Annotated in this window: 15 protein-coding genes; 3 read left to right on the forward strand and 12 right to left on the reverse strand. The window is 51.6% G+C overall.

Going from position 1 to position 16,572, the window contains the following annotated elements; translation table 11 throughout:
• Positions 1-7: 7 nt before the first annotated feature.
• Positions 8-4,738, reverse strand: a complete 4,731-nt coding sequence (locus AC0LWM_RS27305; protein WP_474678195.1) for a cation-translocating P-type ATPase — start codon at positions 4,736-4,738, stop codon at positions 8-10.
• A gap of 163 nt (positions 4,739-4,901) precedes the next feature.
• On the opposite strand from AC0LWM_RS27305, the gene AC0LWM_RS27310 reads away from it, so the two are divergent.
• The 3 genes from AC0LWM_RS27310 (at position 4,902) to ppk1 (ending at position 7,793) form a co-directional block, all read left to right on the forward strand.
• Positions 4,902-5,147 (forward strand): hypothetical protein, encoded by a 246-nt coding sequence (locus AC0LWM_RS27310; RefSeq protein WP_474678196.1) that lies wholly within the window; start codon positions 4,902-4,904, stop codon positions 5,145-5,147.
• Positions 5,148-5,160: 13 nt separating this feature from the next.
• Positions 5,161-5,496, forward strand: coding sequence for a hypothetical protein (locus AC0LWM_RS27315; protein WP_474678219.1), 336 nt, complete (start codon positions 5,161-5,163; stop codon positions 5,494-5,496).
• Between the two features lie 194 nt (positions 5,497-5,690).
• Positions 5,691-7,793 (forward strand): polyphosphate kinase 1, encoded by a 2,103-nt coding sequence (gene ppk1, locus AC0LWM_RS27320; RefSeq protein WP_474678197.1) that lies wholly within the window; start codon positions 5,691-5,693, stop codon positions 7,791-7,793.
• Between the two features lie 74 nt (positions 7,794-7,867).
• Here the strand turns inward: ppk1 and AC0LWM_RS27325 are convergent, their stop codons facing one another.
• The 11 genes from AC0LWM_RS27325 to arsC form a co-directional block, all read right to left on the reverse strand.
• Positions 7,868-8,671, reverse strand: coding sequence for an AAA family ATPase (locus AC0LWM_RS27325; RefSeq protein ID WP_474678198.1), 804 nt, complete (start codon positions 8,669-8,671; stop codon positions 7,868-7,870).
• A 28-nt stretch (positions 8,672-8,699) separates the two neighbouring features.
• On the reverse strand, positions 8,700-9,452 hold the full coding sequence (locus tag AC0LWM_RS27330; RefSeq protein ID WP_474678199.1) for a class I SAM-dependent methyltransferase: 753 nt from the start codon (positions 9,450-9,452) through the stop codon (positions 8,700-8,702).
• Between the two features lie 16 nt (positions 9,453-9,468).
• Positions 9,469-9,831, reverse strand: coding sequence for a (2Fe-2S) ferredoxin domain-containing protein (locus AC0LWM_RS27335; protein ID WP_474678200.1), 363 nt, complete (start codon positions 9,829-9,831; stop codon positions 9,469-9,471).
• Between the two features lie 11 nt (positions 9,832-9,842).
• Positions 9,843-10,814, reverse strand: coding sequence for a metal ABC transporter substrate-binding protein (locus tag AC0LWM_RS27340; protein WP_474678201.1), 972 nt, complete (start codon positions 10,812-10,814; stop codon positions 9,843-9,845).
• A complete protein-coding gene (locus tag AC0LWM_RS27345; protein WP_474678202.1) occupies positions 10,798-11,697 on the reverse strand; it encodes a metal ABC transporter permease in 900 nt (299 codons plus the stop codon). Before AC0LWM_RS27345 ends, AC0LWM_RS27340 begins: the two co-directional genes overlap by 17 nt.
• Positions 11,634-12,350, reverse strand: a complete 717-nt coding sequence (locus AC0LWM_RS27350) for a metal ABC transporter ATP-binding protein (protein WP_474678203.1) — start codon at positions 12,348-12,350, stop codon at positions 11,634-11,636. Before AC0LWM_RS27350 ends, AC0LWM_RS27345 begins: the two co-directional genes overlap by 64 nt.
• A 55-nt stretch (positions 12,351-12,405) precedes the next feature.
• Entirely contained in the window at positions 12,406-12,828 is a 423-nt protein-coding gene (locus AC0LWM_RS27355; RefSeq protein WP_474678204.1) for a Fur family transcriptional regulator, read from the reverse strand.
• A 35-nt stretch (positions 12,829-12,863) separates the two neighbouring features.
• Positions 12,864-13,955: a CobW family GTP-binding protein gene (locus AC0LWM_RS27360; RefSeq protein ID WP_474678205.1), complete on the reverse strand. Its 1,092-nt coding sequence runs from the start codon at positions 13,953-13,955 to the stop codon at positions 12,864-12,866.
• Between the two features lie 206 nt (positions 13,956-14,161).
• On the reverse strand, positions 14,162-14,737 hold the full coding sequence (locus AC0LWM_RS27365) for a ferric reductase-like transmembrane domain-containing protein (RefSeq protein ID WP_474678206.1): 576 nt from the start codon (positions 14,735-14,737) through the stop codon (positions 14,162-14,164).
• Position 14,738: 1 nt separating this feature from the next.
• A complete protein-coding gene (locus AC0LWM_RS27370) occupies positions 14,739-15,716 on the reverse strand; it encodes an FAD:protein FMN transferase (protein ID WP_474678207.1) in 978 nt (325 codons plus the stop codon).
• A 430-nt stretch (positions 15,717-16,146) separates the two neighbouring features.
• A complete protein-coding gene (arsC, locus tag AC0LWM_RS27375) occupies positions 16,147-16,572 on the reverse strand; it encodes an arsenate reductase (thioredoxin) (protein WP_474678220.1) in 426 nt (141 codons plus the stop codon).

Raw genomic sequence — 16,572 nt, forward strand, 5'->3', positions numbered from 1 at the left:
AGCAGCATCAAGCCGCTGCACCGGATACGTTTGCTTTCGGCAGCATATTCGCCGATTTGTTGACGAGCGCGAGAACCGGTTTGGATAATAAGGAAACCGAACCGGCCACGGTCAATACCGGGATCCAATGTCCAAGCGATAATGGCGCCGTATGGAAAAATTGGGCGATCGGCGGAACATATAGCGCAGCAAGCAGTGCCGCCCCCGATATGCCAAGCGCGCCGAGCAGGAATCGGTCCTTGGTCCACTCCCTTGCCCTTTGTCCCGTTCCTTCCTGACGCCAAGAGAATGTTTGGATCAATTGGCCAGTAACGAGTGTCGCAAATGCAACGCTTTGCGCAACCGCAATCGGCGCTCCCGCAGCGAGACTGGCCGCAAATAAGCCAAGCGAGCCTACTCCGAGCATAACGCCTCGGGTAACGACTTTCCGGTAAAGCGATCCGTCCACGATATCGGTTTTTTCGATCGTATCGGCTTTGCTGCCCGGATTCATCGCGAGGACCATTGCAGGCAGCGCGTCTGTCAGCAAGTTCATGAGCAGAATCTGCACCGGAACAAGCGGAATCGGAAGCCCGACCAAAACGGCGGCGCTCGTGACGATAATTTCGGCCAAATTGCCGGTTAGCAGACAGCCTAATGCTTTGCGAATATTGCCGATGATCGACCTGCCTTCCTTAACTCCATCGACTATCGAAGTAAAGTGGTCGTGCTGGAGCACGATATCGGCCGCTTCCTTCGTTACTTCCGTGCCCGTTTCCCCCATCGCGATTCCGATATCGGCCTGCTTGATCGCAGGAGTATCGTTGACCCCGTCTCCGGTCATCGCCACAATATGGCCGTGTTTCTGGTAGGCCTTTACGATACGGAGCTTATGCTCCGGAGTCACCCTTGCAAATATCGCAACGTCCTCCACGATTCCGCTCAACTCTTCATCCGACAGCCGATCCATCTCGTGGCCGGACAACACGTTTTGCGTGCCGTCGTAAATGCCGAGCTGCTTGGCGATGGCAATCGCTGTGATCGGGTGATCGCCGGTGATCATCACAGGTTTGACGCCCAGATCAAGCGCCTGCCGAATGCCATCCTCTACTTCCGGTTTTGGTGGGTCGACCATACCCACCAGCCCGACATAGATCAGATCCTGCTCATCAATGTCAGTTTCGTCATGCTCCGCATTGATCGGCCGGTAGGCAAAGGCTAGCACGCGAAGGGCTTCGGCCGATAATCGCTCGTTCTGCTCCAGAATAAGCCGCTTCTCATCCTCGCCGAGCGGGAATGTTTGTCCGTTCTTCTGATATTTGCTGCACCGCCGAAGAACAGCTTCCACGGAACCTTTGGTTAAGACCAAACAATCCCGGTCCTGCAGCGTATCTTTGCACACTACGCTCATTTTGCCGGTGCTTGAGTCGAAAGGAACCTCCAAGCTTCGGTGCCATCCGTTCATGTCCTCGGTTGATATTCCGTATTTGGCGGCAAGGGAGAAAAGCGCGCCTTCCGTCGGATCTCCTTTGACGATCCATTTCCCTTCTTGCTGCTCCAGCCTGCTATTATTGCATAATATCCCGATTTCCAATATCCGCTTGAGCTCGGGATCCATTTCAAGTCGCGAAGCGGTACCGCCGTTATTATCGTGAATTAGCGCACCTGCTCCGGACGCTACTTCAGTTCCCATTTCCAGGATATCGCCGATCGGTTCGTACCCGTTGCCGGTTACGGTCCATGCGCGATTGACCGAAGCAACGGCCCGGACGGTCATTTCGTTTTTGGTCAAAGTCCCTGTCTTATCCGTGCAAATCACGGTCGTTCTGCCCAATGTTTCGAGAGCGGACAATTTGCGCACCAGCGTTTTTTTCTTGGCCATTCGGAAGATGCCTGCGCTCAGCGCGATCGTAATCGTCACGGGAAGGCCTTCGGGAATCGCCGAAGCCGCCAGCGCGATCGACGTCGATACCATTTGTGTAATCGGGATGCCGCGCAGCAAACCGGTGACGAACACGATCGCGCCTGCGGCGAGCGCTCCTTTGACGAACGTCTTGCTGATGGAGGTGACTTTATCCTGCAGCGGCGTAACTTCTTTGTCGCCTCGCTTCAAGAGCGCAACCAGGTTCCCCATTTCCGTGTCCATGCCGGTATGCACGACGATACCCGTGCCGTTTCCTCCGCAAATGTCGGTTCCCATATATAGCATATTGGTGCGCTCCGACAGCGGCAGGTCTTCTTCGACCGGCATCGCATTTTTGTCCACCGGCAGCGATTCGCCGGTAAGTGCCGCTTCGCTCACGCGAAGGTTCGAAGCATGAAGAACCCGGATGTCCGCCGGTACGCGGTCTCCCGCCTCAAAATAGACGATATCGCCGGGAACTAATTCCGCCGCTGAAACATCATGCTTCTGACCGTCACGAATCACCTTGCTTTGTGGAGGCTGAAACCGGTTCAATGACTCGACGACCTTCTCAGCTTTTCGTTCTTGAATGGTGCTTATAGCAGCATTCGCGAGCAATATGGCCCCCATGGCAATGCCATCGACCAATCCGCCGCTAATAAGCGCGAAGGTGGTAGTCCCGAGCAGCACGAGCGTCGTAAACTCCTTGAATTGCCCGGCGTAAGTTACAAGCCAAGGCTTCGGCGGTTTGCTTTCCAAGCAGTTCATCCCATATTGCGTTCTGAGTTTAGCGACCCGGTCATTGGGAAGACCCGCATGTTGGTCGACCTGGAAACGGCCCGTCGTTTCGTCGCACGAGCAGGCATGCCAACTCAGCTTTTCCGCCGTTGCGGCGATCTCTGGAAAACCCCTCGAATATTCCGGTGAATGGATTCCAGGTTCCGCCTCACCGGCTTTTTTCCCGCGTGAAATAAAAACAAGCGACAATGCGTCCGCAACAAGATTCGCGAACGGCGCGCTAATGGCTCCGACGGAGGCCAGAGCGGTACCGAGCACATTCCAGCTTTTCGTGAACTGAAGATGATCATGTACGGTCCGGTCGATATGCCTGGCATATTGCGCCGTCTCCGATATTCGCGCAAGCTGGTCCGGCATGATCGTAGGAATGCCCGATTCCGTCAAGTATTCATTGAACGCATTTCGTTCCGTGCCGGAAACGAACAGAATGTCGCTCCCTTGCTGACGCAAGGCGGCAACACGTTCGAGCGTTTCACCCGGCTCGAGCGACAGCCAACCGGCATCGATGCCGTGTGCGCTGAGCTCCGTTTCACTGATTTCCGCGCTGTTCTGTAATACCCCTATTTTCCAGCCTTGATTCGCCAAAGAAATGATCTGCCTTCCACAATCGCTAACCGCCGTCGTCTCCGGTTTCCGCGCAATAAAGCCGACGCAAGGTTCGGGTTTATGTCCTTCCATCGCCACGAACATGACGGAAAAGCCTTTGCGGATCATTCTCCTGGCTTCCAGGGAATACGTATCGCTTGAAACACCATACTTGTGCAAATAGTCGGCATTGCCGGCGATCACACGCATGCCGTTGATTTTGCCGCTTAGCCCGCCGTCCTCTTCGGTAACGTGAAAAGCCGAACGTATCGTACGGCATGACCTTTTGGCTTCTTCCCAGACGTCGTCTTTCCACGGATGATCGATATTCTTTATCAAGGAAGCGGCGGTGCAAATTACTTTATCCCGATCGTTCTCATTCGAAATGCATTGCAGCTTATCCGATGGTTCCGCCCGGTCGAACATGAGCGATGCATCCTCGACCAATATCGTATCGGTTCTTGCCAATTGCGAAAGTGATCCTTTCATCGGCATTTCATAGTTGCGTTCATGGGAAACGACTTCCGCCTGACGCCAAGCGAAATGCGCCGGAACGGTCGCCGGTCTTGGGTTTGCAGCCAGCAGCACGGCGATTGCCCGCAACGGGTCGCGGGTGACGGCCCACGTTAACGCTCCGCCCATGACTCCCCATTTGCCGGCCTTCTCGCTATAGCCTCGAATTTCCGGCGATAACAAAGTCTCTTCTTGACCATCAGCGAGTGCCAGCCGGCTTCGCTTCCAGTTGACAAACTGCAAGATGCTGAGCCCTGCCAGCACGACAAGATTTTCTCGCACCAAGGCGAGGCCAAGCGCCGAAACTCCTAACATCAGATCGGAATTCCACTTCTTGTCGCGGGAAAAAGATTCAAATCCCCGCCTTAGAAACGGATAACCCGTCACGACCGAAACCAAGCCCGATAAATAAAAAGGAAGCGGACTTCGGGCAAGGGCCGAGCTCCCCATAAGCATTCGTTTCGCACCCAATACCGCAAGCCCACCCATCGCTACCGTTAGCGTGAGCGGCACCTTTTCTTCGGGTTCGGGTTCGGGTGCAGGCGCCTGCATCGGCAGCGGCATCGGTCCTAGCTCGGCCAGAAACTCCTGTTCCGATAACGTTTCGCCCGCCGCTGCCGCTTCTTTGACGGCATCAGACAGTTCCGGTTGATGTTCCGACCGGGGTTCCGTCATTACCGCGCACTCCGCCTGATTTTCCTGCGGCTTGAGCCCCGCGATCCATTGTTCCGCTTCGTAGATTGCGCGAACAATCGACCTTGGATCCGCAAGCTTTTCATTGTACTCGACTAACGTGCGTCCCGAAATGATGCACGGATCTACCCGGCGAACGCCCGGTACGCTCGAGAGCCGTGCCGTCAGCATGCGAGCCGCCGACGGATTTCGAGTCAGCCCGGCGATCTCGATGCGGATCCGGCCGGGCAGCATGCGGACGAATCTTGGTTTGGCTATGTATTCCATCATAGAACTCCTTAATTTTAAACATGTGCTTGTTATTATGACCCTCCCCCTCCTTTTTATGCGAAATTTACAATCGCACATACGCGCGCATAAATAAGAAGCGATTATTAAAAAATGTAATTGAAGCTAAGGTAACATCTCCCAAGAAAGGGGGTTATACACCATGATAAAATCACCGATCGGATTTCTGTTAGCCGCTGCCGGCCTTGTGCTGGCCTTTTCGCCCGAAGCCAGGAAAACGGTAAGAAAGCTGGCCGTCAAAGGAACCGAACTGCTGCTCGACATGAACGATCAAATCAAGGCCAGAACAACCGGACCGACTATGGAAGATTTTCGCCACCGGAACGAAGAGAGCCATGAGTCGTATATGGGGATACTAGATACGGATAGCTCCCATATTAGGCGATAAGGCGGTGAAATCAATGATGCAAGGCGGTTCATTATGGGGCGGGCTGATTTCAGGCGGCATCTCCCAGTTTCAGGATACGCGAAGCTTGGCAAGCGGTCAGATGAATAAATCCGACTATGCCGTGAAAACCTCGGAAAATGTGACCGGCGCGCTTGGCGTCATGGCGGGCATCGAATACGGCGCCATATTAGGCACTACGATTATGCCCGGCGTCGGGACCGTAGTCGGGTCTGTCGTCGGCGGATTATTAGGCAATTCCTTCGGACGCCGGGTCGGTCATCAAGCCGGTCAAGTCTTGGTCAATAACCGGCTCTTACAGCGTTCTACGCAGGTGGCGGACAAAGGGTAGGTTGAAATGAAAATCACTCGCTTTCCTTATGGGAAGCGAGTGTTTTTCTCAAAGGGGGCTTGGGCCAATTGTTAAAAGAAAAGGAACCCGAAACCATTACAATCCGGGTTAGCGCGACATGGCAGCTGATTCGAATATTTGGCCGGTTATTTAGGCGCAAATAACGTATGGTTCGGCAATATTGTGGAGGAATCGTGCACCATAAATTTATCAATCGTGATTTAAGCTGGCTTGAATTCAACCGCAGGGTTCTGGAGGAAGCGCAAAACGAGCAAACGCCTCTAATGGAACGCGTCAAATTTCTATCGATTTTCTCGACCAACTTGGACGAGTTTATGAGCGTCAGGGTAGCCGGCATACGCAATCGGGTCAAGAACGGCTCGTTGGAGCCGGATTTTAGCGGCTATACGCCCGAGAAATTATTGAATCGAATCATTCAAACGACAGAGACGATGGTTGCCGACCAATATGCAGCATACCGGCAAGTTTTGAGCGAGCTTGATTCGATCGGTTTCGGTTTTAGATCCTTTGCGGAACTAACTGACGAGCAGAAGCGAATAGCGGGCGATTATATTTCCGTTAAAGTTCTGCCCAATCTCAAACCGGCGATGCTTAAAGATGGAGAAACCATTTCCAAGCTTCGGGCGAAACGTTTACATTATATGATTGTTCTGATGCCTCACGATCGTTCGCTCGATAAACTAGCATTTGCAATTATGGAATTTTTGTCTCCGGCAGGCCGGTTTATGGAGATCCCTCCGACTGCCGATGGCCATAAGGGAGCTTTTCTGCTAATCGATCAGTTAATCAAGTCCTATATTCCCGCTTTATTCCCGCAATGGACTGTTGCAGGAGCGCATCTGTTCCGAATCATTCGCGATGCCGATTTGCCGCTGGATGAGGAGCATGCGGACGACTTGCTGCACGAAGTGGAAAGCAAGCTTCCGCGAAGACTTCGGGGAGCTCCCGTTCGACTAGAGGTCGAGAGAGACATTCATCCTGCCGCTTTCGAACGGCTGCGCGGCTTGTTTGACGTCGGATCGAATACGGCATGGATCGATGGTCCGTTGGATCTTTGCTTTTTGATGAATTTTTCGAACGCCTTACCTGAATTCGAACGGCTGAAATATGCCAAGTCGAAGCCGATGTATCCGAAGGAGTTCAAGAACAAATCGTTTTTCGACGTGTTAAAACAACGTGACGTTGCTATGTTCCATCCTTATGAATCGTTTGAAGCATTCGACGACTTTATCCATGGGGCCGCGTCGGATCCTTCCGTCGTATCCATCAGCATGACGCTGTACCGGGTAAGCAAGCAATCTCGAATCGTGCGCGCGCTCGTACAAGCCGCCGAAAGCGGAAAACGCGTTACGGTTGTCGTCGAGCTGAAGGCACGGTTTGACGAAGAGCGAAACATCGCCTGGGCGAAAAAGCTGGAGCAAGCCGGCTGTCATGTGATCTATGGATGGATCGAAATAAAAATTCACGCCAAAATGACGCTTATCGAACGACGGGAAGCGGGTGAAACAATGCGTTACGCGCATATTTCGACCGGCAACTATAATGGGCAAAGCGCCAAGCTGTATACCGATATCGGCATGTTCACTTCGCAACCGGCGATTACAAAAGATATTGCGGAGCTTTTCGAAGAGCTTCGAGCATTGCGGCAGCACCGAAAGTCGAGCGTTTTGGCGGTTTCGCCCACGGACCTGCGGTCGACAATATACAGCTTGATCGATCGGGAGAAAGCAAATGCGGCGGCCGGAAAACCTGCGCGGATTATCGGCAAGATGAATTCACTGTCGGATCCGGATATGATCGACCGTTTGTATGAAGCCTCTATGGCTGGGGTTCAGATCGATTTGATCGTCCGCGGCATATGCTGCCTTCGACCGGGCGTCCCCGGCCAAAGCGAGAATATATCGGTGCGCAGCATCGTGGATCGCTACCTTGAGCATTCCCGCGTCTTTTATTTTGACAATAATGCCGATCCGGAGGTTTGGCTCTCCAGCGCGGATTGGATGACCCGTAATTTGTCGCGGCGGATCGAGCTTATGTGTCCGGTTATGGATCCGGTCATCCGACAAACGATCATCAAGCTGTTGAAGCTGCAAATCGAGGATAATGTCAAAGCCCGGCTGATGCTTCCCGACGGAAAGTACCGCACGGCAAACGATAAGCTGGTATCCGTCCGCAGCCAGTACATGGCGCTCCCGCTCATTCGCCAGAAGTATGCTTCGCCCGTAATCCTGTACCGCATGCTAACATTTCAAGTACCGGAGAAATCGAAAACGTAACGAAACCGTCCTCTTCATCTCACCTCACCGGAGGAGAATCAAGAGGACGGCTTTGTTTAATATACGGCTCAACGTTACCCTCGTTGCATATACTCGGCGAATGCCTCATGGACGAGCCGCTTGGTGAGCGGGGTGTCATCGATGATTGCTTTTCGTTTTGCCTTTAAAATAACCTGCTCGATCTCGGCGAAGCTGCACCCCTGTACAAGCTCCGCCGTTTCGTCGAGGATATCCTCTTCCTGCTCGAATTTCCCGGTGAGCAGCCCAATATATTCCCTTCTGCTGTCCGTCGTCGGCAGGCTATACGTTATCCGTGTATCGAACCTCCGCCATACGGCATGATCCAATTGTTCCTCCAGATTTGTCGCGGCGATAAAGACGCTATCGCCATCGAATTCGTCGAGACACTGCAGCAGCGTATTGACGACCCGTGCCATTTCCTTCACTTCGTCGTTGTTGTCGCGGGTCCTTGCGATCGCATCAAATTCGTCGAGAAACAAAACGCATGGCGACGATTTGGCATATTCGAAAATCTTGCGTATATTGCTCCCCGTTTCGCCAAGATGACTATGTATGATCGCATCCAATCGGACAAGAACAAGCGGGAGCGCGAGCTGCTTCGCAATATAAAAAGCGGACAACGTTTTCCCGGTTCCGGGCGGTCCGAACATGACGATTTTGTTCGGAATCGGCACGTCGTGAGCTTCGAATTTTTCCTTCATGCCCATGATGGCGATAAATTCATGAATGATAGTCCGGTTCATCGGATGGAGCACGATTCGCTTCACTTTGTTCGCGCATTCCTTCGGGGTATAATATGTCGCCGTATCCATGCCTTTTGCCCTTGGAAGGCGGCTGCTGTTGTTTTGTTTGCTCATGCTGCGTTCGTACTCCTTTATTTATCGCTCATTCATCGAAACGATGCCCTACGATGATCATTCGCGGAGACCTCGTGGCGTCATAAGGCTCCTCATTGTAGCTTCCGTATACTTCGTCCACAGCGAGATCTGCATTTGCCAGCATCGTTTTCAAGGTGTTCAAGGTATAAAGCTTGACCCGCTCCAAGTATCGACGCGGCGGTCCGCTCGCTTCTCGAACGATAATTTCCTTGACGACAAAACCGTGTCGGATCGAGCGGGATTCCAGTATAATCGTTCCATCATGAATCCGTTTCGACTGGGGAACAAGATGATCGGCCGTATATTGCGCGTTTAACAAATCGACGATGAATCGGCCTTCCGGCATTAATGCCTTGCGAATTTGATGCAAAACTTTCATTTGTTCGCTGTCCGTCTCGAAATATCCGAATGACGTAAACAGGTTGACAACAGCGTCGAACCTTTCCGCAAACGTCCCGTCTTCGGGCAAGGAACGCATATCGCTTTGAATCCAGCGGATTCGGTTGTCGAAATCAGCCGCATGGGCTTCCCTCAGCAGAACCGCGGACAAATCTACGCCTGTCACGGAATAGCCCGCATCCGCGAGCGCCAAGGCATGCCTTCCGGTGCCGCAGCAGAGATCAAGCACCTCGCTTCCGGAAGGCAGATTCAGCCATCCGATCATTTGACGTACTTCGCTCGCGGCACCCTGCATATCCCGATGTTTATAAACAAGCAAATAATCTTCGCCAAAGCTTTCTTCGTACCATCGATGTAACAACGGCTTCATCTCCTCGTCATGAAGGTTTCGCCTTTCCTTTTGCCGAACCGCCAGCAGCTTGGAAGCCGCTTTGGTACACATAGGTGAGTTGATCTTGCAGCGGACGTCCGGAACGGATCAGTTCTTTTACGATAGTTCTGCCGATCTCCGGAGTAACATCCCGGTACCAAATCCCTTCCGGATAGTGGATCACGACGCAGGCGTCGTCGCATCGGCCGTTGCAGCGGGTACGCGTCGTATGAATCAAGGAATCTGCACCGTGGATGGCAATTTCATCACGAATGGCCATCGTGACCTCCTCGCCGTACTTCAACATGCAGCAGCCGCCATTGCAAATAAACAGATGATGTTTTGTTCCTTCCAGATTCCAGGTCGCCATCGTTTTCTCCCTTATTCGTTTAATGCTTTTTTCAAAGCTTCCAAGTTATTTTTCATCAGGCCGATATAGTCCAAATTGTTCTTTTCGTCTTCCTCCGTCAGTCCCTCGATCGGATTTAATACGTCGGTTTTCGCGCCGATTTCCTTGGCAACGGTATCCGCGACTTTCGGATCGACCAAAGTTTCGAAAAATATCGTTTTGACCTGATGCTCCTTGGCGAATTTCACGATATCGGCCATTTTATCGGGAGACGGCTCTTGTTCCGGAGATAAACCCGCAATCGGAATTTGTGTCAGACCGTATCGTTTGGCCAAATATCCGAACGCCGCATGCTGGGTCACGAATTCTTTATGCTTGATATCCTTCAACCCGGATGTGAAAGCTGCATCCAGCTCCTTCAATTTGGCGACATAGGCTTCGGCATTTTTTTGGTAATCCGCTTTGTTGGCCGGGTCCGCTTTCTCGAAAGCCGCTGCAATGGACATTACCGCTTGCCCGGCCAACACAGGATCTAGCCAAATGTGCGGGTCGAGTTGATGACCGTCTCCATTGTCATGACTATGCCCTTCTCCCTCTTCTTCGGGCAATCCCTCCATCAGATCAATGCCTTTGCTTGCTTCAACGACGACGCGTTTGTCATTCGCCGCGCTTTCCAATGCACTCTCCGCCCAACCTTCGACGATGCCGTTATACACGAATATGTCGGCTTCCTTGATTTGGGCCATGTCTTTGGCGCTTGGCTCCCAATCATGGGGCTCCGCTCCGGCCGGAATAAGCGCTACTACATCGGCGTGCTCGCCGCCGACTTGCCTGCTGAATTCATACATCGGGTAAAAGCTGGCGACAACTTTCAGTTTTTTGCCGTTTTCGGCACCGGCCGCTTCGTTCGAGACATTCGTGGTTGCCGTTTTTGCGCCGCACCCTGCGAGCAGAAGTGCAGCGAACGCTGCTGCCATAACCGCCTTTTTATACGATACTTTCATGTTTCGTTCCTCCTTGGTTTTGAATTTGCTGCTGGACCGCCGATTCGGATTCCATGCTTCGCTTGGGATTCCTCGCGGCCCACTTGAGCATCATCTTGCGGATCCCGATACCTGATACTAAAAAGATAAGAAGTAAGAGCGCAATCGTTCCACCAGGCGGCGTGCTCAGCTCATAAGAAGCTGTCAACCCGCTGAATACGCCGATTAATCCGATAGCCATCGCAAGAAACAATGCAGCTCGAAAGCTCGGCGCTATTCGTATTGCCAGCGCGGCAGGCAATACGATCAAGGACGATACGAGCAATACTCCGACGATCGGCATCGCGGCTGCAACGATCATTCCCGTAAGCACGCTGAATCCGAGAGAAATCCAATTTACCGGAAATCCGTTCGTTTTCGCCGTTTCTTCGTCGAACGTCATTTGGTAGAGCGGCCTGCGGAAAAGAAAGAAAAACGTTCCGCCGACAAGAGCGACAAACAGCATCAAGACCATTTCCGTTTGATTGACGGCGACGACGGACCCGAACAGGTAGGATGAGAAGCTTTTGTTGATACTCTGGTTCAGGCTCATCAAAATGACCGCCGACGATAAGCCGCCGATCATAATAATGGCGACGGATATTTCACTGTACGTTTTGTACGAGCGTCTGACATATTCAACCGCAATGGCGCCTATCACGGCGACAACAAACCCTGTAAGGGTAGGATTCAGGTGAACGCAAGCGCCGCCTGCCACGCCGGCTAGCGAGACATGCGACAGCATATCGGCCATTAATGCCTGTCGGCGCAGCATCAAGTAAACGCCAAGAACCGAAGCGATCAACGCGATGATCCCACCGGCACAAAATGCCCGTTGCATGAAGTCGTAGTGCAGCATCTCCATCCTCCGTCCTCCTTTTTCTCCAGCTCGATGATCCGGTCCACATACCGTTTGACTTCGGATAGTCCATGCGTGACCATAACGACGGTTCTCCCGTGCGACCGCACCTGATGATGCAGCAGCTCATACAATCCGAATCGGCTCTCCTGATCCATTCCGGTTGCAGGCTCATCCAGTATGAGCAAATCCGGCTCTTGGGCGAGTGCCCTCGCGATGCAGATCCGTTGTTTTTGCCCGCCGGACAGCTCGCCGATTTTGCGGTGACGCAGCGGCCACATGCCGATTTCGCGAAGAGACCTTTCGGTCAGCTCGTGATCGATCGCCTTCAGCCTCCGTAGCCAAGAACCGCGCACATAACGTCCGGACGTGACAAATTCGAGTACCGTGCTTGGGAATCCGCTATTGAACGATGCGACCTGCTGCGGGACGTATCCGACGACAAGATTGCTGCCATCGGGCATGCGGGTGGCCAAATGAGCCGTACCTTTCCAGGGGCGCAGCAGTCCGAGCATGAGTTTCAGCAGCGTCGTCTTGGATGCTCCGTTCGATCCTGTAACCGCCACGAATTCACCGGAACGGATCTCGATGTTCGCATCCTCCAGACACGGTGTATCGCTGTATCCGTAGACAACTTGTTGCAGAGAAGCCAGCAGCAATTCGATCCTTCCCTTCTTTCTTGATGGTTGGATAATCTAGGTCGAGCTCATGGTATCAAGCATTTTTGTCCTGGCAGTTGACGCAATAACCGTATGTATCGAACCGGTGTCTTACGATTTGGAAAGACTGCGGCAGTTCCATCTCCCGCAGCGGGCAATACGCCAAAAGGATCACTCGGCTGCATTTCAAACAAATCAAACGATGCTCGTGTTGATCGGAAAAACCGAACCTGAACTTAATCCCGTTTTCGAAATGGAACTGTTCCAATACGCCGATGTCATGAAGCATTCTTAAATTGCGATAGACAGTATCGTGACTCAGCCCCCAATGTTCCCGGGACATGCTTCGATATACTTCTTTGGAACTTAAGAAGTCCTCGCTTCTCGCGAAAATATTGGCCAGCGTTCGTCTTTGCCCGGTAATTCGCAAACCTTTGGCTAACATTGCTTGAACGATCCACTCTTCTGTACGTTCCATGAAAGTTTATTCCGGCCTTTCTTTATACGTAATTATTACGATTTTATGCCGTGAAGTAGCAAACGATTAATGGATAGGATCATATTGTCTTTGGAGAAATTTTCTCCGATAAACACGGCGACACTCGGTAACGGTTCCCTCGGCGTCACTTTTAATAAATCCAGTTCACGATAAGCATACTGGAATATATACGGTTGGTCCTCCTCAATAAACCGCAATATCCCCTTCGCCCTGTATACTTCATCCGGAAGCATCCGGATTAGCTGCTCAAACCGTTCCCGGTCGATCGCCTCGTGGAAATAATGCGTATAGACCATCACATGATCGAATGAATGTCTGTGATGAGCGTCGTGGTGATCGCGGTGATCGTGAAGTTCATCATAGTAATTATGGTTATCCCGGTGATCGGGATGTTCATTATGGTGCTCGTGCCGATCGCAGTGCTCATGATGACGATGTCCGCATTTCCCTTGTTGGGTTGATCGAATTTGCGTTCCGTCATGTACGGATAGGGCTGTTTCCACCGAAGCATACAAGAAGTCCAATCCGTCTTTGCATCGTACCGTCGCCCGGATCGGGACATGAGGGTTCAATTGTCGAATGATCCGTTCTGCCGCCAGCAGTTGCTCGGCGGAAACTTGATCGGCTTTATTTAGCATCAGCCATCCCGCACAACGAATCTGGTCTTCCATCAATCGCAAAGACCTGCTCTTCCCTCTGGCGCTCAGCTCCAGCAGCTGAAACACATCGACAACGGTAATGATTCGGGACAGTTGGACTTCCGTAAGAAGCGATCCTTCCGTAATACTGTCGATGACCTCCATCGGATTCGCCACCCCCGTTGACTCAATGATGATGGCATCGGGGTGGTACTCTTTGCAAAGAGCAAGAATGTTCATGCCTAGATCGCCTCTGATGGTACAGCAAATACAACCGCTAAGCATTGCGGTCATTGGAATTTCAGAGCTAATCAGTTGCCCGTCGATGTTGATCTCGCCGATTTCATTCATAATTACGGCAGGCTTTAAATGATGCTCAAGGAAGTAATCCAGCAGTTCGCTCAGCAATGTCGTCTTCCCGCTTCCGAGAAAGCCTGATAACAAGTAAATCGGTATTGGCTGTTTCATACAGAATCCTCTCGTTATTAATTCGTAATCATTACGAATAACTACGAAAAATATATCTCTTTCATGGACTTCTGTCAATACCCTTGTCATGTTGAGCATCACGCTGTATGAAACAAGATCAGCCGGTAACGACGAAAACCTTAGCCGGCTGTTTTTGCTTCTATGTTTCAGCATAAGCTTGGAGCTCCCTGGACATTTCATTTCATTCAAACCTTCTTCGCAGCGATGGCGAGTAACGAGTTACCATCGGTCGGTTTGTTTGCGCTTGTTTTCATGCGGATAACCACAGCCACTAGGAAGATGAGCCCCGTCAAGGCATACATCCATCTTGCTGGAGTCAGTGAGGAATCCGAACCCGCCAGCAGCCCGTGGAGAAAGGACAGCACAAATGCGGGGAACGCCAGAAAATGAACGGTGCGCCACATTCTTTTGCCGAATTTTTTCATCCAATCCGAAGTGATTAGAACAGCGATATACATATAAATTGCTAAGATTCCCATCCCTGTTGCGAGCGGTTTGTAATCGGACAGGAAAGGTATAAGCAGCTCCTTGATCCGGAACGGCTCATAGGAATCGATCGTAAGTACGATGCCGTGCAAAATTCCGAACAAAAATCCGAACCATCCGGTCCACTGATGAATGTTCTGCAACAGCGCCCGCGGTTTCGCGCCGATCAGCTTGCTATGCGAGAAGATTCCTGAGACGACCGATAGAAATAGCAGAAGATATGAAGTCAATCCTGCGGCTTTGGTAGCCCCCCATGTCGAGAAAAAAGCATCCATGCTAACGCAACTCCTCTACATAATTTCGTATTTCACGGTTTAGCTTGATATCACCATATTGTGTTGCAAAGATATAACCGAATCCCGCAAAATATGTCGACATCCACCCGTTTACGTCTCCGGCCGAAAGCATGCAAATGATTTTGGCGGCTACCTCCGCCTCGGCTGCCGAAGGTCCCAATACGGTCGCTTGGACGATATCCGAAGAAGCCGGCCGCATCGTTTGCCCGTCGATAATATGATGTTGAACCTTGCCTCGATGCTTCCATCTGCGATGAAGAACGTTGGAAGTTGCAATCGCAGCATGCTTTACCCAAAGCTGAACCAGTTCCTTTTCTTCCTCGGAAGGATGCTGGATACCGACTTGCCATGGTTCTTCTTCGCTCCAAATTCTCATATCGCCTCCGGCATCGATTACTCCGGATACGGCTTGAAACCGAGTGTTCAACTCTTCATAAACCCGATCGACGGTCCATCCTTTGCCGATTCCTCCAAGGTCCACTTCAACGTTCCGATGCTTGGTGACCGTTCTGTCTTGAGCCGATAGCTCCAAGTCATGCGCACTCGTTCGGTTGATCGTCTTCGGATTGTCCTCTTCCTCTTCCACTTCCTCCTCCTTGTCCTCTGTTAGCGAAAACTGCTGCATCGTTCCTTCCGTTCTCTCGATCCATTCAAATGAGCGGTCATACCCGATATGCTTTAGCAAAGAACCGACGAATGGGTTAAATTTGAAATCGGTATGTGCGGCGAGCCGCCATGCATCCGACAGCAGATTATACAGGCGGTCCGAAACGGCGAATGGCACGCCGACCGGAGCGGCGTTCCAACGAGATAACTCGCTGTCGGCAAGGAAGCGGGAAGCGGCTATTTCAGTAAATCGAAATTGTTCGAAGACCGTCTCGCTCCAGTTCGAATCGGCGAGATCATCGTTCACCTTGACGAAAATATCCGTATTCATCGCACGAAATCGAGTTTCCATAATTTACGATCTCCGAGTTCGCAAACCGCTGCGACGATTCATATCCGAGTCGTCCCTTTGGGGGATTGTTAATTCCTGCTGATTCCAGTCAAATTGTGACCTTAAGGAATCATCCTGCCCCCCGTCGTTCGAAGAATCTGTTGACTGATCCTGCTGCCCGACGCTTGCCCCAGACAATTGCGTCGTCGCATTTGCTTGCCGACCTTTTTCCATGGCGCCTTCCGTGTATAACAACCCCGTATATAAAGCAACACTCGTTAATCCAATGATCCACTTTGTCGATTGACGTCCCATCTTCAACCATTCCTTTCATCCAGGCTTCAATATTGATTTCATAAGTCGAAGTATACACCCCGATTCTGAAAATAAAATGAGTGTCCCGGACTTGATCAAAAAAAGCACAGGCCATCTGCCTGTGCTTTACAATAAATCATTTCCCTTCTTGTACGAACTGTTCGATCCGGGTTCTGATGGAATCACGAACGGATCGGAACTGCTTCATGATTTCTTCTTCGGTACCGGTGGCCTTAGCCGGATCGTCGAACCCCCAGTGCCATTTGGTTACGTTCTTCCCCAAGATCGCAGGACAATGCTCGTCAGCATGTCCACATAGCGTAATAACATAATCTACGCGATTCAAAATATCCGGATCAATGACGTCCGAAGTATTGCCGCTAATATCCACGCCGGCTTCATGCATAACCTGCACCGCGCGAGGGTTTAGACCGTGGGCCTCAAGTCCGGCGCTTTTTACCTCATATTTATCGCTGCCCAATGCTTTTAGGAATCCATCCGCGATTTGGCTTCTGCAAGAATTACCGGTGCACAAAAAGTAAACCAGTGGCTTTCTCTCCAT

The organism is Paenibacillus sp. sgz302148 (assembly GCF_056120465.1).